Genomic DNA, 23557 nt, shown 5'->3' with positions numbered 1-23557 from the left:
CTCACTCCCTAAACAAAGCATGGATTGCTTTACGCTGAGAAGTTTGTCTCATCAATGATTCACCGATAAGTACAGCTCGCGCCCCATGTTCATTGACAAAGGTTAAATGTTCTAAAGAACCGATTCCGCTTTCGCTGACAAGCAAGGATTCTTTCGGAACGAGAGATGCGATTTGTTCTGTCTGCTTTACAGATGTCTCAAACGTTTTTAGGTTTCGATTATTTACGCCGAGAATGTCGGGTGTGAACACTTTCAATATTTGTTCTAGCGTTGATGCATCATGAACCTCCACTAACACATCCATCCCCTTTTCACCTGCTTCAAGATATAATTCATGAAGGTGTAAGGGATCAAGCACCTCGCCGATTAACAATATGGCATCCGCTCCGATTCTTCTTGATTCCTCTACTTGAAGAGAATCAATAATAAAATCTTTTCTAAGTACAGGAATCGAAACAGCTCGCTTTACGTCTGATAAATAGCTGTTTTCCCCTTGAAAAAACGGGGTGTCTGTTAAAACGGAAATCGCATCTGCCTTCGCAGCCTCATAGTCTTTTGCAATCTGCACAGGTACAAAATCCTCTTTAATAAGCCCTTTTGACGGCGATGCTTTCTTCACTTCGGCAATCAACCCGATAAACCGATTCGGGCTTGCCAGCGCCTCCTTAAATGAACGTTTCTCGAAAGGCTGCTCTACCGGCAGAACCAGTGTTTTCACTTCTTCTTTCTTTTGTTTGATGATTTTTTCAAGCATAGATCTCTTCCTCTTTCTGCTTTAGTCGTTCAAGCTGCGCGGCAGCGCCTCCGCTTGTAATCGTCTCTAACGCCAGCTCCGTTCCTTCCTTCAGTGAGGCGGTAATTCCCGCCGTGTAAATCGCAGCACCCGCATTAAAAGCCGTAATAGATAAAGCGGAACTGCTGCTTTTATTTTCAAAAATATTCTGAATGAGATAAGCGCTCTCTTTCGGAGACTGCACCTGTAAATCTTCAAGTCTGCCATTTGTGAAACCGAAATCTTCGGGTGAAACGGTATACTCCCGGCGCTCTCCGTCCTTTAATTCAATCACGTCGGTCGGTGCTGTAATTGAAAGCTCATCTAAACCGTCACGGCTTGATACAAACATAACGTGCTTCGGCTGAAACGTCTCCAGTGCGCTTGCCATCAGTCCAGCTTTTTCAACAGAATAGACCCCAATCACCTGACGCTTCGCCTGTAAAGGATTGCTGAGCGGTCCAAGCAGATTAAATACCGTTCTGAAACCTAGCTCTTTTCTAGTACCTGCTACATGTTTCATAGACGAATAGTAAAGCGGCGCAAAAAGAAATCCCATGTTGTTTGTTTCAATGCTGCTTTTGACCTTTTCGGGAGTGGTTTGAATAGAAACCTCTAGCTCCTCTAAAACATCAGCGCTTCCGCTTTTAGAAGAGACAGAGCGATTGCCATGCTTAGCGATTTTCGCGCCAGCTGCCGAGGCAACAATTGCCGAGGCCGTTGAGATATTAAAAGTGGAAATACCGTCTCCCCCTGTTCCGCATGTATCAACAATATCAGGAAGTCCATCGACTGTAAGAGCGTGTGCCCGCATTGCCTTCACAAAACCCGCAAGCTCTTCTGGCGTCTCCCCCCGATGAGCAAGAATAGACAATATACCACCCATTTCAGAAGGAGTCATTTCCGCTGCCATCATCATATTCATCAGCGTTTCAGCCTCACCGGCAGTAAGGGTTTTTCCGTCAACGCACAATTGTAGAAATCTGTTCATCAGCTTTATCCTCCTTGCTATGAAACATGTCTTCTGCAATATGAATCGTTTTCAGCAGCGCACCGGCTTTATTACAGCTTTCTTCGTATTCGGCTTCCGGAACAGAATCAGCAACAATGCCAGCACCTGCCTGTATCGATGCAACGCCGTTCTTTACACTCATCGTGCGAATCGTAATACAAGAGTCGATATTCCCGTCAAACCCAATGTAGGCAATACATCCTCCGTATGTCTCTCTCGGTGTTGGCTCGAGCTCTTGCAAAAGCTGCATGGCACGGATTTTGGGTGCGCCTGTTAAAGTCCCCGCCGGGAAAGCAGACATCAGTGCATCGACAGGATGAACCCCTTTTTTCAATCGGCCTGTAACCACCGAGATAATGTGCATGACATGTGAAAAGGAAACAATTTTTGTGAACTCCGGCACAGAAACAGAACCATACTCTGCTACTCTGCCGATATCGTTTCGGGCAAGATCAACGAGCATGTAATGCTCCGCTTTTTCTTTTTCATCCTTCATGAGCTCAACCTTCAGTCTCTCATCTTCAGCTTTGTCTGCACCGCGTTTTCTCGTACCGGCAATCGGATGGATTTCTAAGTGCCCGTCTTGAACGTGTATTAACCGTTCCGGAGAGCTGCCGACTATTTCTCTATCTAGCAGTTTCATATAATACATATACGGCGAAGGATTGACGATCCTAAGCACTCGGTATAACTCAAAAGCATCTGCTTTTATCGACACCTCAAATTTTTGTGATAAAACACCCTGGAAGATATCGCCTGCTTTTATATAGCTTTTGATTTTTTCTACATCAGCCATAAAAGCCGATTTTTCATAATTAGAAGATACCGTCTCAAAGCTGGGTGTCTTGTATGAATCAGCAGAGAGAAACAGCTCTTTTATGTTTTTTTGGCCCATCATTTTTTCGATGAGATTTTGGAGCTCCAGATGATTTTGATGGAATACATCCATTTTTTCGTTTTCTGTTTCCTCTCCATTAAGCCTTGCATATTGGATAAAATGGACGTTTTTGGTTTCATGATCATACGCAATTAATGTCCGGCAAACAAACAGCATACACTTTTCCATGTCTGTTTCTTTTGTATGCGAAGGAACAGAAGGCTCAATCAGCGGGATCATATCATAGCTTAAGTACCCGACAGCTCCGCCGACAAAAGGAATGCCAAGCTGAGGTGTTTTGATTTTGTATGTGGTATTCATCCAGTTCAGCACTTCTTTTAGTTCTTTTCCTGTGTAAAGAGATTTGCTGTCCTGATCAGCGGCCGAAAAACGGCCCTGCTCTTCTTTAATTGTGAGAAATGGATTCAGGCCGATAAACGAATATCTGGACCAAGTGGATGTATCGTCCTTGCTTTCAAGAAGATACGTAATCTCCCTGTCAAGCTTCTCTATCATTTGAATGGGTGTCAGTGTATCGACTGTGAAGGTCTCCACAATCGGTATCGTGTGGTGGGACAAGCTGTCCTCTAAAAATGCGGAAATGTTTGATTGGAAATTCATTGCTCTCACTCCTTATGGCAAGGAGAATGAGAAGATGGCATGAGAGGATAAAATACTATATAACAAATAAACCCAAAAGAAAGACTTCTTTTGGGTAGAATAAACATACATGTCTCAGCTCAACTAAACTCATTCTCTGCTACCCTATTCTCTAACTCAACTCATTCTAATCGCTTTATACACACTCTTGTGTATTTCTAAGCTATTCTTATCGTATTACAATTCAGTATTTTTTGTCAATGATAAATCGGGCCTCAATACGACGGCTTTTTCTAAATATACATGTCTGATCTGGTCCTGAGGGACATCTGTCTGGACGGTCATCATGACTCTTATGCACTTTTTCAGACCGCCTGTTACGTCCATTTCCTGCATACATGTTACCGGTACATACTGCCATCCTGAAAGCTCGCGAACAGCTTTTGCCGGGAAAACAGCGTGCAAATCAGGTGTAGCCGAAAGAAGCATTTGAACAACATCTTCCGGTTTTGTATGATTTTCTTCTATGATTTTCTCTAACAGCTGTTTTGTTTTTTGTAAAATTTCTTCTTCAGTATCCCGTTCAACTGTAGTTGCTCCGCGAATTCCGCGAATCATCATGATGTCTCCTCCAATCGCCATTTGTTCAGCCAGCTCTCAAGTTCATTTCTGGAAAATGTATGATCAGCAACTTTCCCTAATTCGTTGAGCACAATAAACTGAATCTTCCCGCCGCGGGTTTTCTTATCATTCATCATGCGGTCCAAGAGAACCGAAGTTTCCGTCTCTTTTCTGATTTGACTTGGATAACCCAGGCTTTTTAGCCAGCCGACCAAACGTTTTCTGTCCATTTCACAGCCTACAGTCTTTTCGCTTATATATAAAGCAAACTGCATTCCGAGGGCTACGGCATCACCGTGAGTGATCTGCCCGTATCCATATTCCGCCTCAACGGCATGACCGAGCGTATGCCCAAAGTTTAAGTAAGCTCTTATCCCCTCTTCTTTTTCATCCTGCTGAACGACAGAAGCTTTAATTGAAATACCTTTAAAAATCATGTCATTCAGCTGATCACTTGTGATATCACGCAGTGAGTGGATATTCAGCAGCTCCTCCAGAAACGCTCTGTCATAGATAAACGCGTGTTTAATCACTTCTGCCATTCCGGACCTAAGCTCTTTTTCAGGCAGAGAACGCAGGAAATCTGTATCATAGAGCACGGCTTTCGGCTGATAAAACGCACCGATTAGATTTTTTCCAAGCGGGTGGTTCACGGCTACTTTTCCTCCGACTGCGCTGTCATGCGCCAAGAGCGTCGTAGGCATTTGAATGAAATCAATGCCGCGCATAAAAGTGGCTGCCACAAAACCGGCAAGATCTCCTACAACACCGCCTCCAAAAGCAATGATGCATGAGGAGCGATCCATATGAAATCGAATCGCTTCACTCTGCAGCTTTGTGTACATGTCCATGGATTTTGCCTGCTCTCCACTCGGTACCGTCACTTTTTTCACAGGCCATTTTTCTTGCAGCAAATGGAGCATTTCATCACCATACAGGCGGTCCACTTCTTCATCCGTGACAAGCATAATCCTTGTTAAAGGCCTGTTTAAAGAGGTTAATAGTTCGCAAGCCTTTTTTCTGATACCTTGTCCGATAAAAACAGGATATGACGAGGAAGCAGTTTGAACATGCAGTGTCTTCATTAAAATTCCCTCGACAGTTTTCTCATATTCTCCACATTTTCTCTAATGCGGTCAATTTGATCTAATCCGAATTGTTCAACGACTGCGTTCGCAATTTCCCAAGCGACAGCCGCTTCAGCGACTACACTTGCCGCAGGAACAGCACAGCTGTCTGAACGTTCAATGCTGGCAGAAAACGGTTCTTTCGTTTCAATATCGACACTTTTCAGCGGTTTATACAAAGTCGGAATCGGCTTCATGACTCCGCGGACAACAATCGGCATCCCTGTCGTCATGCCGCCTTCCAGTCCGCCAAGTCTGTTAGTAGCACGGGTGTATCCTTTTTCCTCGTCCCAAATGATCTCGTCATGGACTTCGCTTCCATTTCGGCCTGCCGCCTCAAATCCGATCCCGAATTCCACACCTTTAAATGCATTAATTGACAGTACAGCGGCAGCAAGCTTGCTATCCAGCTTGCGGTCATAATGGACATAGCTGCCCACGCCTACCGGCATTCCCTCGACAATGACTTCTACTATTCCGCCGATGGAATCTCCGTTTGCCTTTGCTTCATCAATGGCAGCCATCATTTTTTTGCCTGCCTCTTCATCGTAGCATCTGACAGGAGACTCTTCCGTTACGCGCTGCAGGTCTTCAATTGACGTATATTCTGTTTTTTCAGCTTTAACAGCGCCAATTTGCAACACATGGCCCGCCACCTTAATGCCAAGCTCAGAAAGAATCTTTTTAGCTACAGCCCCTGCCGCCACTCTGACAGTTGTTTCCCTTGCTGAAGAACGCTCAAGCACATTTCTCATATCACGATGATTATATTTAATTGCACCGTTTAAGTCAGCGTGCCCAGGTCTAGGTCTGGAAATCTGGCGCTTCATTTCCTTTTCTTCATCTTCTGTAATTGGAGCGGCGCCCATGATTTTTGTCCAATGCTTCCAATCGTTATTTTCAACTACGAGAGCAATTGGTGAACCGAGTGTACGTGCATGGCGCACCCCGCTCATAATTTTGGCCTGGTCTTTTTCGATCTGCATGCGGCGGCCGCGGCCGTGTCCTTTTTGGCGTCTGGCAAGCTCAAAATTGATATCTTCCTCCGTTATGTAAAGCCCGGCAGGTACACCCTCAATAATGGTTGTCAGTTGGGGGCCGTGTGATTCTCCGGCTGTTAAATATCTCATGACTTCTTCTCCCTTCATCGCATTAACGCTTTTAAGTAAGACTACTATAACATATTTTTCAGCAAAAAGTCAGTCTATCTTTTTTGATAAAAGAATGTATCGGCTGGGACTAGGCCAAATTTTTCGGGATTGAAGATTTGCTCGGTGCTGCCGACAAAAAGAACTCCATTCTTCTTCAAGCTATGTGCCATTTTTAAATACAGCTCTTCCTTCGCGCTTTCTGTAAAATAAATAAATACATTGCGGCACACGATTAAGTCAAAGTCTTGTTCATAACGATCCGCCAGCAAATTGTGCTTTTTGAATGTAATATTCTTTTTGATTTCCGGTTTCACTTCATAACTTCTATTTGCGTTTTGCGTAAAATAACGATCTTTCACAGATAGCGGCACTTCCTGTAAAGACCGCTCCTGATAAACACCTTTTTTCGCTTTTTCCAATGCTTTTTCATCAATATCCGTCGCCAAAATCTGATAGCCCGGAAGACCTTTTTGCTGGTCCAAAAGCATGGCAAGCGTGTATGGCTCCTCCCCCGTTGAGCAGGCGGCACTCCAAATCTTTAAAGGCCTAGAGGTCTTGATTAACGGCAGAATTGCAGTCTCAAGAACTTCCCATCTTTTATAATTACGATAAAATTCTGAAACATTGATCGTCATTCTGTCCAATGTTTCATTTAAGAGAGCTTGATCCTTTTCCAATGCCGCAGCAAAGTCCTTAAAGCTTTGGAACCCCTTTTTCTCATAAAGTGACGTTAGCCTTCTCTTCATTTGTGCTTCTTTATATAGTGTTAAATCGACTCCGGTTAATTGTTTCCATTTCGTTGTAAATACGCTGTATGTATCCATCTCTACTCTCCCAGTCTCGCTGTCTTTTTGTCCTAGTATAGCTTGTTTTATCAGGAAATTGTATTGTTTCAATAAAAAAATCAGCTTTTCAGCTGATTTTAGATCGTTGGGAAAGGCAGAGGTCTGATGCACACTGCCATTCAACCCTTTATTCACTTTAATGTAAACCTTTACAAAACAGATCAAAAACCGGCGGCGTTATATGATGCCGGCTCTGTTACTTATTTTCACAATGATTAATAGATCCAGCCTGCCATAAGCTGCTGATATGATACTAATTCTTCATTCTTAAAGAAAATGTTAATCTCGCGTTCTGCACTTTCGAGAGAATCAGAGCCGTGGATGATGTTTTTTCCGACAAACATGCCATAATCCCCACGAATCGTACCAGGTAAAGCTTCTTTAGGGTTTGTTTTCCCGATCAGCTGTCTCGTCACTTCAATGACATTTTCGCCTTCCCACACCATTGCGAATACAGGTCCTGAAGTAATAAACTCAACGAGCTCTCCGAAGAAAGGCTTTCCTTGATGTTCGGCGTAGTGTTTCTCAGCCATCTGTTCAGTCACTCTCATTAACTTGGCACCAGCTAATTGTAAGCCCTTACGTTCGAATCTAGATAAAATGTCCCCAATGAGCTGACGTTGGACACCGTCTGGTTTCACCATGATAAAAGTCTTTTCCATCATATTCTCCACCCCATCATTATGTATGTATAGGCTTTCACACTGCACACCGAAATCGTAACATCTTTCTGATAATTAATCAATCCGGGGCGGAGAAATTTCTTAATATCTACAAAAATTAAAATTTTCTTTTACCGATATATTTTGCGATGGCTGCAAGAGACGAGCGTGCGCGCCCTCGAGGAAGCGTGTTTAATTTCTGAAAAGCTTTCTGCAGATACATTTCGCTTACTGCCATAGATGCTTCAATTGCATCTGTTTTTTTGATTTCTTCAATGATTGGTTCAAGCTGTTCCTGCGTTGTCTCACTGTTAATCAATTTAAGCTGGTTTTTTAATGCAGGATTTTTCAGGGCATACAGCACTGGCAATGTGACGTTTCCTTGAAGCAAATCTCCTCCAACGGGTTTACCCAGCTCTTCTTCAGTTGAAGTAAAATCAAGAATATCATCAATAATCTGATAAGACATGCCGACGTAATACCCAAACCAGTACAATGCCTTATGAATCTTCTCATCAGCTCCAGACGCAATGGCACCAAGCTGGCAGCTGACCGCGATCAAGAGAGCCGTTTTTCTTTTGATACGCCGGAGATACGTTCTGAGATTTTGTTCCATGTTGTATTTGTCTTTGATCTGCTCAATTTCCCCTAGACAAACTTCAACGATCGTCTGTGACAAAATCCTATGGGCTTTCGGTTCGTTAATTCTCGTCATCATTTCAAGAGATCCCGCAAGCATATAATCGCCTGTGTACATCGCAATACGATTGTCCCACTTTGCTTTGATTGTCGGTTTTCCTCGGCGAAGCTCCGCATCATCAATGACATCATCATGAACCAAAGATGCCATGTGAATCATTTCCAGAGTGACGGCGACATATTTAATCTTATTAATATCGTAATCGCCAAACATGCCGGAAAGCAGCACGAAAACAGGACGAATACGTTTCCCTCCGGCCTGCAGCAGGTGAAGACCTGCCTCGCTTAAAAGCGGGTAATCGGAACGTACGGTTTGTTCAAGTTCTCTTTCGATTACATCAATATCGTCATTTAAAAAAGAGTAGGCCATTTTAAATTTCATATCATTCACCCAAACATCTGTGTTTTCATTTCCATCCGATATGCGTGGCAGCGACTCCGCCAGTAAACGAATGATATTTAACATTTTTCAGGCCCGCCTCTTCAAACAGGCCTGCCAGTTCCTTCATTCCAGGGAAATCTCTGGCTGATTCTTGAAGCCAAGAATATTCTTTATAGCTCTTCGCAAACAGTTTCCCGAAAAACGGCATAATATACTTAAAGTACATAAAGTAAGCCTGTCTGAATCCGAACATTTCCGGCTGGGACGTTTCCAGACATACCACCTGCCCGCCCGGCTTCACTACACGTCTCATCTCTTTCAGTACAGTCAAGTAATCAGGGACATTGCGGAGCCCGAAACCAATGGTGACATAATCAAATGTATCATCATCAAAAGGAAGCTCCATCGCATTTCCGTGCAGCAGTTCAATTTGGCTGAATCCGCCGTCTTTTACTTTCTGCTCGCCGACACTCAGCATATTTTCACTGAAATCCAAGCCCTTGATCTCGCCGCTTTTGCCGGCCGCTTTTGCAAGAGCGATCGTCCAGTCAGCAGTTCCGCAGCAGACATCAAGTGCTTTTGCGCCTTCTTTTACATTCATGATGCGCATCGTTTTGTCGCGCCATTTTTTATGCTGCTGAAAACTGATGACAGAGTTCATTTGGTCATAATTTTTATATATTTTTTCAAATACTCCGTGTACGCGCTGTTCTTTTGAGTCCTGCATAATGGTTTACCCTTCTTCCACTTTCTGATGATAGGTTTGATCTTGGCTGATTGTCTTCAGACGGTTTATTAAAATGTTCTGAATAGGTGAATTTAGAGGCAGAAGTGACTCAATGCTGTTTTTCGCTTTTTTAAAACAATCTTCTAATATCTCTTCTTTTGTTTTTCCCAGCTGTATAAAACTGCCGATCACATCCAGAAATGCATCATTTCCGTTCATAAGCCGCTTAAATACAAAAAAATCACTCGACAGCTTTTTCCAGCGCGGAAGGTTGAAGTGTTCCGCCACACGATGGAATAAAGCTGATTCAACGATGCCGACACTTTCGAAAAAATCGTTTTCGTCCTTGAAAGAACGGTCATACAGACGAATTTTATGTTCGTTGATTTCTTTAATGGCTGTAGCAAGCGTCCGAATCATGTAGATATCCTTCATTTCAGATAGTAAAGAGTAGTACAGCCCGCTGAAATAATCGCCCGCGAGAACAGTCAATTGGCGGTTTTTGTTTTCGTCTCGTTTTATGACTCTAGCTGTCGTCACTTCATCATGGGTATCAAGGGCGCTTTGTACAAGCATCGCTGTTACAATATAATTTTCTCTGTCGTTGTTTTTTATGTCAGCTTCTTCAAATAAAGCATGAAAAAGAAGAAGCTTATCCTCATCAATTTTCGGCGCAGAAATATGCTTCGCTAAATAAGGATGAGACAGCTTTTGTTTTAATTTCGTGTTCAGATTGGCTAAAGTTCCGTAGATGTCTTGCAAAAATATCACCCTTGTCCCCAAATTCACATTTATTTCTTAATCTATGTATGAGTTTTATCTTTTCATTCGCTTACGCAGGTATCATTATAGCATAAAAAAAAGAAATTGGCTGTATCCTCCCGCTGTTTGCGAGCATTTGCTTTTAACAGCGGGGACAGCCAGCTTATTTTTTTTCGCTTTTCATTTCTCCGTACGCGGTTTGAATCAGTGCCTCTCCTCTGACTTTAATGGCAGAAGTATGCTCTGTAAACTGAGCGATGATCACTTCTCCCTTGTCGAGTTTTTCGGAATGGTGAAACTTTGTGTCTGTTCCTCTTGTCAGGCCGATCACATTCACTCCGTCCTCAACGGCTTTAATGACGACAAAATCACTTGAATGCTTTTGGTTCATTTATAGCACCCTCTATCTTTATTAGTCCTGGCGTTTAATATGTTCCAATACTTCTGCACGGGCAGCGGCATCATCTTTAAAAACGCCTCTGACTGCTGAAGTCACAGTTTTCGCACCCGGTTTTCTTACACCGCGCATCGTCATGCACATGTGTTCCGCTTCAACCACTACCATTACGCCATGCGGATCAAGCGTTTCTACGATGCTTTCTGCAATTGTAGAAGTGATGCGTTCCTGAAGCTGCGGGCGCTTTGCAACGGCTTCAACGGCACGTGCCAGTTTGCTGAGTCCTGTGACCTTTCCGCCTCGCGGGATATATGCAACATGTGCTTTTCCATAAAAGGGAACAAGGTGATGCTCACACATAGAATGAAACGCGATATCTTTTACAAGAACAAGCTCCTCATGGTTTTCACCGAAGATAGTCTGGAAATGTTCTTTTGGATCTTCATTCAAGCCGGAGAATACTTCGGCATACATCTTTGCGACTCTTTTCGGAGTATCAAGAAGCCCTTCTCTATTCGGGTCTTCTCCGATCGCTTCTAAAATTTGACGAACAGCTTGTTCGATTTGCTCTTTATTAACTTCTTTCATGTTCTATGTCCTCCACCAATGAATACATTTAATTTCGATTCTAGCACATATGTCCCGCTAAAAGCAAAGTGAATGCCCTGTCAGGAAGCCCATGCTCTTGAAATATGAAAAGCCCCTTAGAAAGGGGCTTTTCTGTGAAGAAATAAAGTGTATGTAAGCTAGATGCATACACGATCTATATTCACAATTATTTTCCGGCAACTGCGTCTTTAAGCGCTTTACCTGGTTTGAAAGCAGGTACTTTGCTTGCTGGAATTTCGATTTCTTCACCTGTTTGAGGGTTGCGTCCTTTACGTGCAGAACGTTCACGCACCTCGAAGTTACCAAAACCGATCAGTTGGATTTTATCACCGTTTTTAAGTGCATCTAAGATCGTATCAAAAACAGAGTCAACTGCTTTTGTAGCGTCTTTTTTAGACAATTCGCTTGCTTCAGCAACCGCATTGATAAGTTCTGTTTTGTTCATGCCTTTCACCTCCTCCCAAAAGGATACATTCAGTTCGTTTATTATCATTTCTTCACAGTTCAGTCTGATTCTAAACCTGTCTCACAAAAAAATGAGAGCAAGTAAGAGAAAGACAATTAAACGGCTTTTTAAGAAAAACTGCACTCTGAGGAATGTTTGTCCAACAAAGTGAAGAATTTCTGTATGTAGAGTAACACATATAAAAGGCCATATCAAGCATTTTAAAGCGTCAATCCCTTGCTCGTCAAGGATTTAAGGTGATTTACCGAACAAATATTCCTTTTTTTCCTTTTTTCATCCTATTCCTTGATCCTTTTCCATTATTAAGAGCAAAGAAAAAAGACCTCCCATTCTATAAAGAGGTCTACCGGTATTACAGGATGATGGCGATTAAGCCGCCAGAGCCTTCGTTTATGATTCTTTCTAATGTTTCTTTTAATTTATACCGTGCGTTTTCAGGCATTAATGACAGCTTTGCCTGAATCCCTTCTCTCACAATTGAGCTCAGCGACCTTCCGAAGATATCGGAATTCCAGATGGAGAGCGGATCATCCTCAAAGTCCTGCATTAAATAGCGTACAAGCTCTTCACTTTGTTTTTCCGTTCCGATAATCGGGGCGAATTCGCTTTCGACATCGACTTTGATCATATGGATCGACGGAGCGACAGCTTTCAGCCTCACACCGAATCGCGAGCCCTGCCTTATAATTTCCGGCTCATCGAGACTCATATCAGCTAAAGCAGGCGCTGCAATACCGTATCCCGTCTGTTTGACCATTTTTAAGGCATCAGACACTTGATCATATTCTGTTTTCGCATGGGCGAAGTCTTGCATGAGCTCAAGCAGATGGTCTCTTCCTCTGATTTCGACGCCCACAACTTCTTTTAAGATTTGATCATATAGATGATCCGGCGCGTACAAATCAATTTCTGCCACTCCTTGGCCCAGCTCAATTCCGGCTAATCCGGCACTTTCAATGAATTCAAACTCGCTGAATTGGCCGACAACCCTGTCTACGTCCCGGAGCCGTTTAATATCCTTAACCGTTTCCTTTACGGACTCCTGATAGCTTTCACGCAGCCAATGGTTTTCTTTCAGCACCATTACCCAGCTTGGGAGATTGACATTCACTTCTAGCACCGGAAACTCGTAGAGGGCCTCTCTGAGCACATTCAGCACATCTGATTCCCGCATGCTCTCTACACTCATTGCCAATACCGGGATATCATATTTTTCGCTTAAATCCTGGCGCATGGCTTCCGTTTCCGGGTGATACGGCCTGACTGAGTTGATGACCATAATAAAAGGTTTGCCAACCTCTTTCAGCTCTTCAATGACTCTTTCTTCAGCCTCTATATAGTCACTTCTGGCGATATCTCCAATGGTGCCGTCTGTCGTAATGACAACTCCGATGGTCGAGTGTTCTTGAATGACTTTTCGTGTGCCGATTTCAGCAGCCTCATGAAATGGGATCGGTTCTTCGTACCAAGGCGTATTGATCATCCGCGGCCCGTTTTCATCTTCATATCCTTTAGCGCCGGGCACTGTGTAACCTACACAATCTACTAATCTTATATTCACATCGAGTCCGTCTGACACATGAACAGACATCGCCTGATTCGGAACAAATTTAGGCTCTGTAGTCATAATGGTTTTGCCGGCTGCGCTTTGCGGCAGTTCATCCTGCGCTCGGGCCCGGTCTGCTTCGTTACTGATATTCGGGAGCACCACAAGCTCCATAAATTTTTTAATGAACGTGGATTTTCCTGTACGGACAGCACCTACGACTCCTAAGTATATATCGCCTCCTGTTCGTTCAGCGATATCCTTGAAAATATCGACCTTTTCCAAGTGATCCCCTCCCGGACTTCCTATCCTTTTCAATTTTATTAAGCTCTTTCAATCAAACACAGGACACTATATGTGTATGACGTTGTCCTATTTGAATATGACATCTTTAGAAAATTTCTCATCCTCAATCTATTAATATAAAAAAACCTTTCTCCCTATTTGTATGCAAGGGAGAAAGGTTCATTCCTTTTTCATATCATTTTCTAAAAAAACAGGTTCCTGTTTGTCATTTACCGTATATTTTACAGAAAACGCGGGGACAAAGGGGGTTTCCTCCCAAATCATATCCTGGATTTCAGTCCCGGGTTTAAACGTTTTTTTGCTTTTTTTGAGGCAAGAAGCCAGCTCAGTCCGGTAATCGGCATATATTTCTCCGTCTCCGTCAATCATAAGCGGCAACGAATTCCCTGAGATTGGGCTTGTCACTGTAAGAGAGCTGCCATCCCCAAGCTTCTTCTCATCGAGTGTAAATAAATCACGAGATAGCACATCCTTGTAAGGCGGATATTGATGCTCCTGACGATACATTTGGATGCGCAATTTCACATCGCGAATTTTTTCTGCCATCTTCAGATCAATTAATTTAACAGTCGGATCGTTCTCTACGTCAACAAGCACGTATTGATAGTCTCCCCCGCTTTCAAATGCCGTACTTGGAGGTTCAGCTATGTATCTTGGCGCTAACCGGTTAAAGTCTATCGGATATTTTTGATATAGCGGTGTCGACATATCTTTTGTTTGAATGGGAAGCAGCCCTCCATTTGCCTTTTGAAATTCATCAACAGCAGATTGAACCTGCTTTAGCTGGTCTTGATAAGGAATGGCATGCACACTGCTTTTCCGTTCATTTGGATATAAACATCCGGATAAAAACACGACTGCCGCAAAAATGATTGCGCACTTCAGTTTACCCATACAGCACTTCCTTTTACAGCTTTATTCATTGACAGGGCCACTAAAAACCACGACAAACACAATAATTCCAGATATGAGCATACACATGTATGCGAATGATGAAATCGCAATCTTCAAAAAACGGTTTTGGCACTTAAAGCGGCTTAAATAGATGGAAGCTACAGCCAGAAACATCAGACCCATGGACCCTAGAGCAAACCACATTTTCATCAATGCCAGATTCAATGACGTGCGCCTCCCCGATATGTATGATGTAAGCGTTATATTATATTTTAATATACAGCGCCGGAAAAGATCAACCGGATTTTCCATCCTTTGATAGAACAAAAAAACTGAAGCAAAGAGGGGGACCTTCGCTTCAGTCAACTTGACTATATTCACCTGCACGTTTAAGAAACACTCTCTTGGACTTCGATGCTATAGTATGCGACTTGGCATACAGATGCATCCTCTATTGCCTAAATCGGCAAAATGTTTCAGGAGATCCCAAGACTTGGGTGTTCTTCTGTTTTTCGGGCTTTCGTTCAATTAAGATATGCGTTTCATCATACGATTGACACTTTTACTTCACTTGATTTTCAAACGTATTTACCAAATCCTCCATCTCGTGGGTTTTCCCTCTCGCCATTAAAGATTCAACAGCGGTTTCCACTTTTTGTCCGTTGAATAGGACCTGATGGAGAGCTTCTGTAATCGGCATTTTAACATCATATTTCTTCGAAAGCTGATAAGCCGCTTTCGTCGTGCGAACGCCTTCGACTACCATTCCCATCTCTTCAAGAACATCTTCAAGCTTGTACCCTTTTCCGAGCAAATTGCCCGCACGCCAGTTTCTGGAATGAACACTTGTGCACGTCACAATCAGATCGCCTACTCCTGTCAATCCAGAGAACGTCAAGGGATTTCCGCCCATTTTCGTTCCGAGTCTCGCGATTTCGGCAAGTCCGCGTGTAATCAAAGCCGCTTTGGCATTGTCGCCGTACCCTAAACCATCTGTAATTCCTGCAGCAAGGGCAATAATATTTTTTAAAGCCCCTCCGATTTCAACTCCGATAATGTCAGGATTTGTGTATACCCGAAAATTGTGATTAATAAATAGATCCTGCACCTCTTCTGCTGCCCTCATGCTCTTTGAAGATGCAGTAACAGTTGTGGGGTGCCGCAGCCCTACTTCTTCCGCATGACTCGGGCCGGAAAGGACAACAATATCTTTTCTGACATCACTCGGGAGCTCAATTTCCATAATTTCAGAAATGCGCAGAAGTGAATCCGGCTCAATACCTTTGCTGACATGAACAAAGACTGCCTTTTTCGTTATAAAAGGGACAGCCTGTCTCAGCACTTCCCGAATTGCTTTTGTCGGGACCGCAACGATAATGACATCTGCGTCTGAAACAGCCTCTTTCATATCTGTTGTTCCTTTAATGGATGTAGACAGCTTAACATTCGGCAAATAATCTTTGTTTTCATGCAACTCATTAATTTGATGAATTAAATCTGCACGGTGAGCCCACACACACACTTCATTTCCATTATCAGTTAGAACTAAAGCCAGTGCTGTTCCCCAACTCCCTGCTCCAAGCATTGTGACTTTTTTCATGTTTGATTCACACCTTTTTATTTTCTAGCTCTTGCAAATATTTTGATTGGTGTCCCCTCAAAACCGAACGCGTCTCTGATTCGGTTTTCTAAAAACCGTTCGTATGAAAAATGCATCAATTCCGGATCGTTTACAAACACAACGAAGCTTGGCGGCTTTACCGACACTTGAGTCGCATAGTAAATCTTCAAACGAGAACCGTTATGAGTCGGTGTCGGATTCATTGCCACAGCGTCCATAATGACATCATTTAAGACGTTTGTTTGAACTCGAAGTGAATGATTTTCACTTGCTTTAATAATCGCAGGCATCAGCGTATGGATCCGTTTTTTCGTTAAGGCAGACATAAATAGGATTGGCGCATAATCCAGAAATTGAAAATGATCGCGAATATTTTCTTCAAATTCTTTCATTGTGCTCTCATCTTTGTCAACAGCATCCCATTTGTTTACGACGATTACGACGGCCTTGCCCGCTTCGTGTGCATAACCGGCGATACGCTTGTCCTGTTCAATAATGCCTTCTTCGCCATCCAGCACAACTGCCACGACTTCTGAGCGGTCAATCGCTTTCAGCGCCCTCAGTACACTATACTTCTCAGTCGTTTCATAGACTTTCCCTTTTTTTCGCATACCTGCAGTATCGACAATGACAAACTCCTGCTGGTTGTAAGTAAATGACGTATCAACAGCATCTCTTGTCGTTCCAGCCACGTTGCTGACAATAACGCGTTCTTCGCCGAGCATTGCGTTCACAAGTGAAGACTTTCCGACATTCGGACGTCCGATCAGACAGAATTGAACAACTTCCTCATTGTATTTCGTTTCTGGAATGTTTTTAAAATGCTCTGCAACGGCATCCAGTAAATCACCCAGTCCGAGTCCGTGTGTTCCCGAAATTGGATATGGCTCGCCAAAGCCTAGCGAATAAAAATCATACATATTCGCTCTCATTTCTGTGTTATCCAGTTTATTAACCGCTAAAACAACAGGCTTTTTTGTGCGGTACAAAATTTTCGCCACTTCTTCATCAGCAGCTGTCACGCCTTCACGGCCGTTCACCATAAAAATAATCACGTCCGCTTCATCCATGGCGATTTCAGCCTGCTGGCGAATCTGCGCTAAGAACGGCTCATCACCGATATCAATACCGCCCGTATCAATCAAATTAAAATCATAATTCAGCCATTCAGCCGAGCTGTATATCCGATCCCTTGTCACGCCAGGGGTATCTTCTACTATTGAAATTCTTTCTCCCGCAATCCGGTTAAAGATTGTGGATTTTCCTACATTTGGTCTCCCGACAATGGCTACGACAGGTTTACCCATAGTACCCTTCCTTTCAATCCAGCCGCTTTCATTTTTACATAAATTTTCAACCGGTTATTAAAATCATTTCATTCACTTTTATGAAAAGAAACCCTTCAGAGGAAGGGCTTAACTCATTTATTATATCAGTTTTTACTGGGATCACAACTATTCTTAAAAATGTTTCACGATCAAATACACGTCATCTCCGATTCTGTGTGCTATTCCATCAAGGATCGCCTCAAGATTTTTAGCGAAAAGCTCCATCTCCTTTTGGTCATTGCAAAAAAAGACAGGTGCTCCCCCTGCAGCCCGGTTTGGATTTGTCGTGATTACAGACAAAATCACTTTCGTAAGAGATTCACTCATCCTATCACCTTATCCTGATTCTTGATAAATTCAGTCGGCATTCTAATCGCATTTTCCAGGGTTGGAACATTGCTAATAATTTGAACAGCCGTTTCGGGATGGTGAATTTGCGGGAGAACAAATACCGCCACTCTCCCATCATTTAAATCCCGTTTTGCAATTGGTGTCAAAGATGGCTCTCCTGAATCCCGATAAACCCCGAGCACATTGGAAACATCAAATAAAATGGCCTGACGCTGCCCTAAATTTGCTATCGTCGCTGCTGAATTAAAGTTTTTTGGCGTTAAAATAAAGCCCATGCCATGCTTTAAAATCAGTTCCTGTTTCTCTGGAAGCCCGATATTCATCATATAAATATTATCAACAAACAGTCCCGGACCGTCAAAGCGCGGCTTTATGTACTCGATGTCTACAATATCCTTCAACACACTGCCCGACATAAATTTCATGGCCAGTAAAAAACAAACGACAGCCGCTATGACAGCAGCCCAGATGGATAAAAACACATACGCAGAGGTTGTCAAAAGCGCTGTAAAGATCACAATATAATTTCTGCTTTCAAACGCAATGGCAATCCCCTCAATATATGTGCTTCCCCTTGAGACAAGTTCATACGAATCCATTTGCGTCAATGTGTTCCGCTCCATGTTTCGGACATCTCTAAATTGCGTCGCTGCCAATGTTAAAAATGTGATGGCCGTAAATTCCTCCTGCAAAAGCGCCGGCATAATAATTGCACCTAAACCAGCCGCTATCAACCCCAGCGCGATGTGAATCACTTTCCCATGAACATAGGTCGGATACTGGCGGTAATCCGTTTTCAGCATATAAAGCCTTGTCGCAATTCCGGCAATGACCCCAGCAATAATCGGATAGATGTAATCACTCATGACATTTTGGTAGCTCCTTTGTTTGATCTTTTGCTTTTCTGACCAATCTGGCTTGCGAGGTGTTCGTATTTAGATATGCCAAACAGCAATATCATCCCCGCAGAACACGCATTCAGCCATTGAAAGCCGCCAACAGCCATAGCCCCGGCCAACTTCTGGATCACAAATGAATACACCAGTTCGCCTTGGCACATCCCTAGGACAAATAAGACAAGCTGCTTCTCAAAATTCCTTTCAACAGAAGCTGTTAAAAGCACTATGAATATAACAGCAGCCCACTCAGGTTTTATGATGAACCAAACCGGGTCATATAATGCAAAAAGATAAACAAACGCATACGCGGCAACAAGCGTCAGATAGACCATGATGTAACGAAAACGATACATTCCCAAATACCCGGCATAGACACATCCGCAAACGAAAAACATCAAAAATGCAGCATTCAGGGAAAAATATAAAGCGATGTCATGTATGCTTAGAATAATATTAGTTAAAATAAAGACAGAGACGGCAATTCGTCTTTTCGTCTTTTCAAAAATAAATGTTGTCAGAACCCACAGAAACCACATTGACCAATAGTAATAAAATTGTTCCATTTTACTTCCTCCATATTCCCAGTATGGAGTTCAAGCACATTTTTTAAACAATCGATCTCACATTAAGGAGTATGATCATGGGAAAAGACAGACAAGAGAAAAAACTCAAAGCTTCAGGCAGAGTCGAATCAGACCGCGACCAGTCCATTCACTATGACGGAGCGACAAGCCTTGAACAAAACGGAAGATTCAAAAAGCGAAAATCATAATACAAAAAGCCCAAACCACATATGGTTTTGGGCTTTTATCATTTATCGCACACTATAGCTTGATGTATTGATCCCTCTCTCTGTGAGCCAATGATGGGTTTCACCTTTGATCACAAGGGGCGCCTTTTGTAAATCGTCAATCGTTCTGGCGCCCAGCACGGTCATAATCATCTTTAATTCCTCAAGGATCAGCTGAATCTCCTCAAGCAGTCCTTCCTCACCGCTGTCAGTCAGCGCTTTTAAAAAATGCCCTGCCATTCCGGTGCAAGAGGCCCCAAGCGCAATTGCCTTTGCCACGTCAAGTGCATCTTGCAGACCGCCAGAGGCGATCATGGTGCTTGCAGGAAACTCAGAGCGGATTTCCGCCAAACTTGCAGCTGTCGAAATGCCCCACGAGTTAAAAAAGGAGATTTGCCGCTGTCTTCGGAGATTTTCAATTTTCGAGAAATTTGTTCCCCCGTAACCACCTATGTCAACAGCTGCAGCACCAGCTTCATACAGCTTTCCTGCTGATTCTTTGCTCATACCGAATCCGACTTCTTTCACAATGACTGGTACACTGACATGACTGCAAATTTGTTCAATACGTTCCAGTGCGCCGCTAAAGCTTCTGTCTCCTTCAGGCATCACAATTTCCTGAATCACATTGAGGTGGATCTGCAGCGCATTTGCTCCAATCATCTCAACGGCTTCCTTTGCCTGAGCAGCCGTTGCCTCGCTTCCCAGGTTGGCAAAAATCAGCCCGTTTGGGTTTTCCTTTCGAACAATTTCATAGGAAAGACGCTCTGATGGCTCTTTTAATGCTGACATTTGCGATCCCACAGCAAGGGGAATTCCAGCCTGAGAAGCCGCTCGCGCAAGCGATTTATTAATCTCATATGTAAGTTTTCCGCCGCCGCCAGTCATTGCATTGATAAAAATCGGCGAACTGCTTGAAAGTTCGCCGATTTTTGTGGAAATATCTACTTGTTCTAATGCAAGATCGGGCAGACTGACGTGAACAAACGTAATATCATCAAGACCTGTTTCCCGCTTTTGGCCGGTGGACAAGGCATGATTGATGTGTTGTCTTTTTCGTTCTGCTCGAGTCACGTTTATCACCAATTATTTTAGTTTATTCAGCTTATCTCCGATCAGATCTCCAAGCTGGAAGCCAGTGCTTGTTTCTTCCTTCGCTTGATATTGACGGTAATCTTCCTGGTCAGCTTTAGGCGTTTCTTCAAGTTCACGCATGCTTAATGAAATGCGCTCCTCATTTTCATTCACATCAAGAACCTTCACTTTTACAGTCTGTCCTTCTTCAAGGACTTCATGCGGCGTGCCGATGTGTTTATTGGAAATTTGAGAAATATGAACGAGACCTTCAACACCTGGAAGGATTTCAACAAAGGCACCGAAGCTTACAAGACGCTGTACAGTTCCTTCAAGCACATCTCCAGGCTTCACTTTTTCGCCGATTTGGCTCCAAGGTCCAGGCAGTGTATCTTTGATCGATAAAGAAATACGTTCATTATCACGGTCAACCGATAACACTTTCACTTTTACTTCTTGCCCCTCTTCAACAACGTCAGACGGCTTCTCTACATGAGAGTGGGAAAGCTGTGAAATGTGTACAAGTCCGTCGATGCCGCCGATATCAACAAACGCGCCAAAATCAGTCAGGCGCTGTACTTTGCCATCAAGTACACTTCCAACTTCAAGAGACTGAAGAAGTTCTTGTTTTTTATTCGCTTGTTCACTTTCAACAACAGCACGGTGTGAAAGGATCACGCGGTTTTTATCACGGTCAAGCTCTACAACGAGCAGTGACAGTGTTTTTCCTTTATAGTCAGTGAAGTCTTCAACGAAATGTGCTTCAACCAGCGATGCCGGAATAAAACCGCGAACGCCGATATCAACGACAAGGCCGCCTTTCACGACATCTTTCACTTCAGCTTCAAACACTTCTTTTGTTTCAAATTTTTTCTCAAGGTCTTCCCAAGCGCGGTCTGCATCAACAGCACGTTTAGATAAAATCAAAGCATCGTCTTCCACTTTTGTTACTTTCAGGTCAAGCTCGTCGTCTACTTTAACAACATCCGATGCTTTCTCTACATGAAGACTTGATAATTCACTGATTGGAATAATACCGGATTGTTTGACATTGATAATTTCTACATCTACATGTTTGTCTTCTACCTTTGTCACAATCCCTTTAACTACATCTCCAACCTCTGGCACTTGAACATCAATTTGATTCATTTCCTCTGTCATTTGAATAACCTCCTTGGTCCAAACCTACACAGCTTAATTAAAACGGTTTGAAAGCTGAACATATAACATGCCCGCTTTTAGCCGAATATGTATTAAAGAATCATCCAAAAAAGTTTTTTGAATGATCAATAAAAAGTTTTATTAGTATTAACTTCTAATAAAAGGACAGGTTTGTCAAGCAATAACATTCTATCTTCGTTGAAAAATTCAAAAAAAGTGGCATTTGCCATCCTCAGCGGGACTTTTGCTCCACAGCCTCGAGGATTTTATCAGCTACCTCTTGAATGGAAAGCGATGTCGTGTCGATTTCAAGAGCGTCTTCTGCTTTACGCAGCGGAGATACTTCGCGCTCTGAATCAAGCTTGTCTCTTCTTGCAATTTCCTCAATTAATGTTTCGTAGTTGACATCAAAGCCTTTTTTCACATTTTCTTCATAACGGCGTTTCGCTCTCTCTTCAACAGATGCCAAAAGAAAGATTTTTACTTCTGCATTTGGCAGCACATGCGTCCCGATGTCACGACCATCCATGACGACGCCGCCTTTTTCCCCAAGCTGCTGCTGGCGTTTCACCATTTCTTCTCTGACACTTCTGTGCTTGGCCGCAATTGAAACTTGGTTGCTGACTTCATCTGTTCTGATCGCATCAGTTACATCGGTGCCGTTTACAAGCACTTTTTGTCCATCTTTTGTTGTAATCAGCTCAATGTCTGTCCGCTTTAGCAGCTCAGCCAGTTTTTCTTCATTTGTCAGCTCAACGTTTTCTTGTAAAGCCGCGTACGTAATCGCTCGATACATTGCTCCTGTATCAATATATATGTACGATTTTTTCTCAGCCACAATTTTGGCAACGGTGCTTTTCCCTGCAGCTGCCGGGCCGTCAATTGCAATCGATAATTTCTTTTCCATAATTCCTCTCCTTGCTCTTTTCTCCTCTATGGATTGTATCACGAACTTTATGAAAAAGGGTGAAAAATTGATGAATAATTAATGTTTGAAGGTTTCAATCTTATTGTCCCCCTCCATGTTATCCACCCCTTCATATTGAATCACTTTTGATATGTATGGTTCAATATGCTGATAGTGAAAAAGAAATTGGACACCAAATAAAATGATGGCCTGAATGAACAATAATTTGATCAGCAGCCGTTCAAATGTTTTCATTGGAGCACCTCCATTACAAATAGTATGGAAGTGTTTGCCGATGTTTATTCCATTCGGGCCTTTCTTCTCTTATTTAACTGGCGCCTGATGCAGTATTGAAGCAAAGCCTGCTGGTCACCTGCTGCAATTTCTGAATACTCTAAAGTCATTTTGCGTTTTCCTGACTTGGGGTCATTAAAGATTCGTCTGACAACTGCTTCTGTTTCTATTTGACGTGTGTGCTCCTCTTCAGGAAGACGAATGATCAGACGCAATGATTCCCCCGATTGAAAAGAAAGGCCATCAGCTAAAACCACGGCGATGCCGCCTGCACTGATGTTATAGGATAGTGTGCGGACCTCTTCCTCATTTCCCGGCTGAATTTGCACATCTAATACCGCATCAGTTCTTACATATTGGCGGCGCTGGATTCTTATCATTTTTTCACGGGGAGGCATTTCAAGACAGATCATTTGAAGTTTGTCCTTCACTTTACCTTTTATACGGCTTATAAAGCGATAAGGAACTTCGTCTTTTCCCACAAACTCTACCGTTACTTCCATATCGTTATGTAAAATCACAGTTCGCCCTGTAACTACATCAACAGGATACGCGATCAAAAGTTCATTGTTTTCGATGCTGACCGCCTTGCTTTTTGCCTTTTTCAATTCATTTTCTTCTATATATTCTAAAAGTACATTTTCTCCAATCTCTATCATTGACTTCACTCTTTCGCA

At 42.9% G+C, this 23557-nt stretch carries 28 protein-coding genes; 1 reads left to right on the top strand and 27 read right to left on the bottom strand.

Translation table 11 applies throughout. The annotated features are described in order from the left end of the window. Window position 1 precedes the first annotated feature (1 nt). The 22 genes from trpC to NYE22_RS09955 form a co-directional block, all read right to left on the bottom strand. Entirely contained in the window at window positions 2-754 is a 753-nt protein-coding gene (gene trpC, locus NYE22_RS10060) for an indole-3-glycerol phosphate synthase TrpC (protein ID WP_003230601.1), read from the bottom strand. Continuing rightward, the gene (gene trpD / locus NYE22_RS10055) at window positions 747-1763 is read right to left on the bottom strand and encodes an anthranilate phosphoribosyltransferase (RefSeq protein ID WP_014480124.1); all 1017 of its coding nucleotides are present in this window, start codon (window positions 1761-1763) and stop codon (window positions 747-749) included. The genes trpC and trpD overlap by 8 nt, the downstream gene beginning before the upstream one ends. After that, entirely contained in the window at window positions 1735-3282 is a 1548-nt protein-coding gene (trpE, locus tag NYE22_RS10050) for an anthranilate synthase component I (protein WP_161986174.1), read from the bottom strand. Before trpE ends, trpD begins: the two co-directional genes overlap by 29 nt. 216 nt (window positions 3283-3498) lie before the next feature. Beyond that, window positions 3499-3882, bottom strand: coding sequence for a chorismate mutase (aroH, locus tag NYE22_RS10045; RefSeq protein ID WP_004398675.1), 384 nt, complete (start codon window positions 3880-3882; stop codon window positions 3499-3501). Beyond that, entirely contained in the window at window positions 3879-4967 is a 1089-nt protein-coding gene (gene aroB / locus NYE22_RS10040) for a 3-dehydroquinate synthase (RefSeq protein ID WP_032726046.1), read from the bottom strand. Before aroB ends, aroH begins: the two co-directional genes overlap by 4 nt. Next, window positions 4967-6139 (bottom strand): chorismate synthase, encoded by a 1173-nt coding sequence (gene aroC / locus NYE22_RS10035; protein WP_004398727.1) that lies wholly within the window; start codon window positions 6137-6139, stop codon window positions 4967-4969. Before aroC ends, aroB begins: the two co-directional genes overlap by 1 nt. Before the next feature lie 74 nt (window positions 6140-6213). After that, on the bottom strand, window positions 6214-6984 hold the full coding sequence (gene cheR / locus NYE22_RS10030; protein ID WP_014477188.1) for a protein-glutamate O-methyltransferase CheR: 771 nt from the start codon (window positions 6982-6984) through the stop codon (window positions 6214-6216). 236 nt (window positions 6985-7220) lie between these two features. After that, a complete protein-coding gene (gene ndk / locus NYE22_RS10025; RefSeq protein WP_010886554.1) occupies window positions 7221-7670 on the bottom strand; it encodes a nucleoside-diphosphate kinase in 450 nt (149 codons plus the stop codon). Window positions 7671-7785: 115 nt separating this feature from the next. Further along, a complete protein-coding gene (hepT, locus tag NYE22_RS10020) occupies window positions 7786-8748 on the bottom strand; it encodes a heptaprenyl diphosphate synthase component II (RefSeq protein WP_003246013.1) in 963 nt (320 codons plus the stop codon). Window positions 8749-8773: 25 nt separating this feature from the next. After that, window positions 8774-9475: a demethylmenaquinone methyltransferase gene (gene menG, locus NYE22_RS10015; RefSeq protein WP_003230580.1), complete on the bottom strand. Its 702-nt coding sequence runs from the start codon at window positions 9473-9475 to the stop codon at window positions 8774-8776. 6 nt (window positions 9476-9481) lie between these two features. Then, window positions 9482-10237: a heptaprenyl diphosphate synthase component 1 gene (gene hepS, locus NYE22_RS10010; RefSeq protein ID WP_004398550.1), complete on the bottom strand. Its 756-nt coding sequence runs from the start codon at window positions 10235-10237 to the stop codon at window positions 9482-9484. A gap of 163 nt (window positions 10238-10400) precedes the next feature. Further along, the gene (gene mtrB / locus NYE22_RS10005; protein WP_003230576.1) at window positions 10401-10628 is read right to left on the bottom strand and encodes a trp RNA-binding attenuation protein MtrB; all 228 of its coding nucleotides are present in this window, start codon (window positions 10626-10628) and stop codon (window positions 10401-10403) included. Window positions 10629-10649: 21 nt separating this feature from the next. Continuing rightward, the gene (folE, locus tag NYE22_RS10000) at window positions 10650-11222 is read right to left on the bottom strand and encodes a GTP cyclohydrolase I FolE (protein ID WP_003225516.1); all 573 of its coding nucleotides are present in this window, start codon (window positions 11220-11222) and stop codon (window positions 10650-10652) included. Between the two features lie 187 nt (window positions 11223-11409). Then, a complete protein-coding gene (hbs, locus tag NYE22_RS09995; RefSeq protein WP_003153447.1) occupies window positions 11410-11688 on the bottom strand; it encodes a non-specific DNA-binding protein Hbs in 279 nt (92 codons plus the stop codon). Between the two features lie 373 nt (window positions 11689-12061). Beyond that, a complete protein-coding gene (spoIVA, locus tag NYE22_RS09990; RefSeq protein ID WP_014480131.1) occupies window positions 12062-13540 on the bottom strand; it encodes a stage IV sporulation protein A in 1479 nt (492 codons plus the stop codon). Window positions 13541-13720: 180 nt separating this feature from the next. Continuing rightward, complete coding sequence (locus tag NYE22_RS09985) at window positions 13721-14455, bottom strand: hypothetical protein (RefSeq protein WP_032726047.1); 735 nt, start codon at window positions 14453-14455, stop codon at window positions 13721-13723. A gap of 21 nt (window positions 14456-14476) precedes the next feature. Beyond that, window positions 14477-14680: a DUF2768 domain-containing protein gene (locus NYE22_RS09980; protein WP_004399143.1), complete on the bottom strand. Its 204-nt coding sequence runs from the start codon at window positions 14678-14680 to the stop codon at window positions 14477-14479. Window positions 14681-15017: 337 nt separating this feature from the next. After that, window positions 15018-16055: an NAD(P)H-dependent glycerol-3-phosphate dehydrogenase gene (locus NYE22_RS09975; protein ID WP_003230566.1), complete on the bottom strand. Its 1038-nt coding sequence runs from the start codon at window positions 16053-16055 to the stop codon at window positions 15018-15020. A 17-nt stretch (window positions 16056-16072) separates the two neighbouring features. After that, the gene (gene engA, locus NYE22_RS09970) at window positions 16073-17383 is read right to left on the bottom strand and encodes a ribosome-associated GTPase EngA (protein ID WP_021481550.1); all 1311 of its coding nucleotides are present in this window, start codon (window positions 17381-17383) and stop codon (window positions 16073-16075) included. A gap of 153 nt (window positions 17384-17536) precedes the next feature. Then, a complete protein-coding gene (locus NYE22_RS09965) occupies window positions 17537-17731 on the bottom strand; it encodes a hypothetical protein (RefSeq protein ID WP_038828580.1) in 195 nt (64 codons plus the stop codon). Next, window positions 17728-18621 carry a YIEGIA family protein gene (locus NYE22_RS09960; RefSeq protein WP_003230562.1) on the bottom strand — a complete coding sequence of 298 codons (894 nt, stop codon included), beginning with the start codon at window positions 18619-18621 and terminating at the stop codon, window positions 17728-17730. Before NYE22_RS09960 ends, NYE22_RS09965 begins: the two co-directional genes overlap by 4 nt. Continuing rightward, a complete protein-coding gene (locus NYE22_RS09955) occupies window positions 18618-19217 on the bottom strand; it encodes a hypothetical protein (RefSeq protein ID WP_169037840.1) in 600 nt (199 codons plus the stop codon). The genes NYE22_RS09960 and NYE22_RS09955 overlap by 4 nt, the downstream gene beginning before the upstream one ends. Window positions 19218-19294: 77 nt before the next feature. Between NYE22_RS09955 and NYE22_RS09950 the strand changes: the two genes are divergently transcribed. After that, window positions 19295-19426, top strand: coding sequence for a YpzI family protein (locus NYE22_RS09950; RefSeq protein ID WP_003225499.1), 132 nt, complete (start codon window positions 19295-19297; stop codon window positions 19424-19426). A 42-nt stretch (window positions 19427-19468) separates the two neighbouring features. On the opposite strand, the gene fni is transcribed toward NYE22_RS09950, so the two are convergent. The 5 genes from fni to dgrA all read right to left on the bottom strand — a co-directional run bounded on the left by fni (window position 19469) and on the right by dgrA (window position 23539). Then, a complete protein-coding gene (fni, locus tag NYE22_RS09945) occupies window positions 19469-20518 on the bottom strand; it encodes a type 2 isopentenyl-diphosphate Delta-isomerase (protein WP_153256905.1) in 1050 nt (349 codons plus the stop codon). 12 nt (window positions 20519-20530) lie between these two features. After that, a complete protein-coding gene (gene rpsA, locus NYE22_RS09940) occupies window positions 20531-21679 on the bottom strand; it encodes a 30S ribosomal protein S1 (RefSeq protein WP_014477197.1) in 1149 nt (382 codons plus the stop codon). 232 nt (window positions 21680-21911) lie between these two features. Continuing rightward, a complete protein-coding gene (cmk, locus tag NYE22_RS09935) occupies window positions 21912-22586 on the bottom strand; it encodes a (d)CMP kinase (protein ID WP_021481555.1) in 675 nt (224 codons plus the stop codon). 78 nt (window positions 22587-22664) lie between these two features. Next, window positions 22665-22841 carry a YpfB family protein gene (locus NYE22_RS09930; protein ID WP_080121181.1) on the bottom strand — a complete coding sequence of 59 codons (177 nt, stop codon included), beginning with the start codon at window positions 22839-22841 and terminating at the stop codon, window positions 22665-22667. A gap of 44 nt (window positions 22842-22885) precedes the next feature. Continuing rightward, window positions 22886-23539 (bottom strand): cyclic di-GMP receptor DgrA, encoded by a 654-nt coding sequence (gene dgrA / locus NYE22_RS09925; RefSeq protein WP_038828571.1) that lies wholly within the window; start codon window positions 23537-23539, stop codon window positions 22886-22888. Between the last annotated feature and the right edge of the window lie 18 nt (window positions 23540-23557).

Source organism: Bacillus sp. FSL K6-1560 (assembly GCF_038592935.1).
Taxonomy (GTDB): Bacteria; Bacillota; Bacilli; order Bacillales; family Bacillaceae; genus Bacillus; species Bacillus subtilis.
The sequence above is the reverse complement of the archived record's forward strand: the minus strand, read 5'-3'. Positions and strand labels throughout refer to the sequence as shown.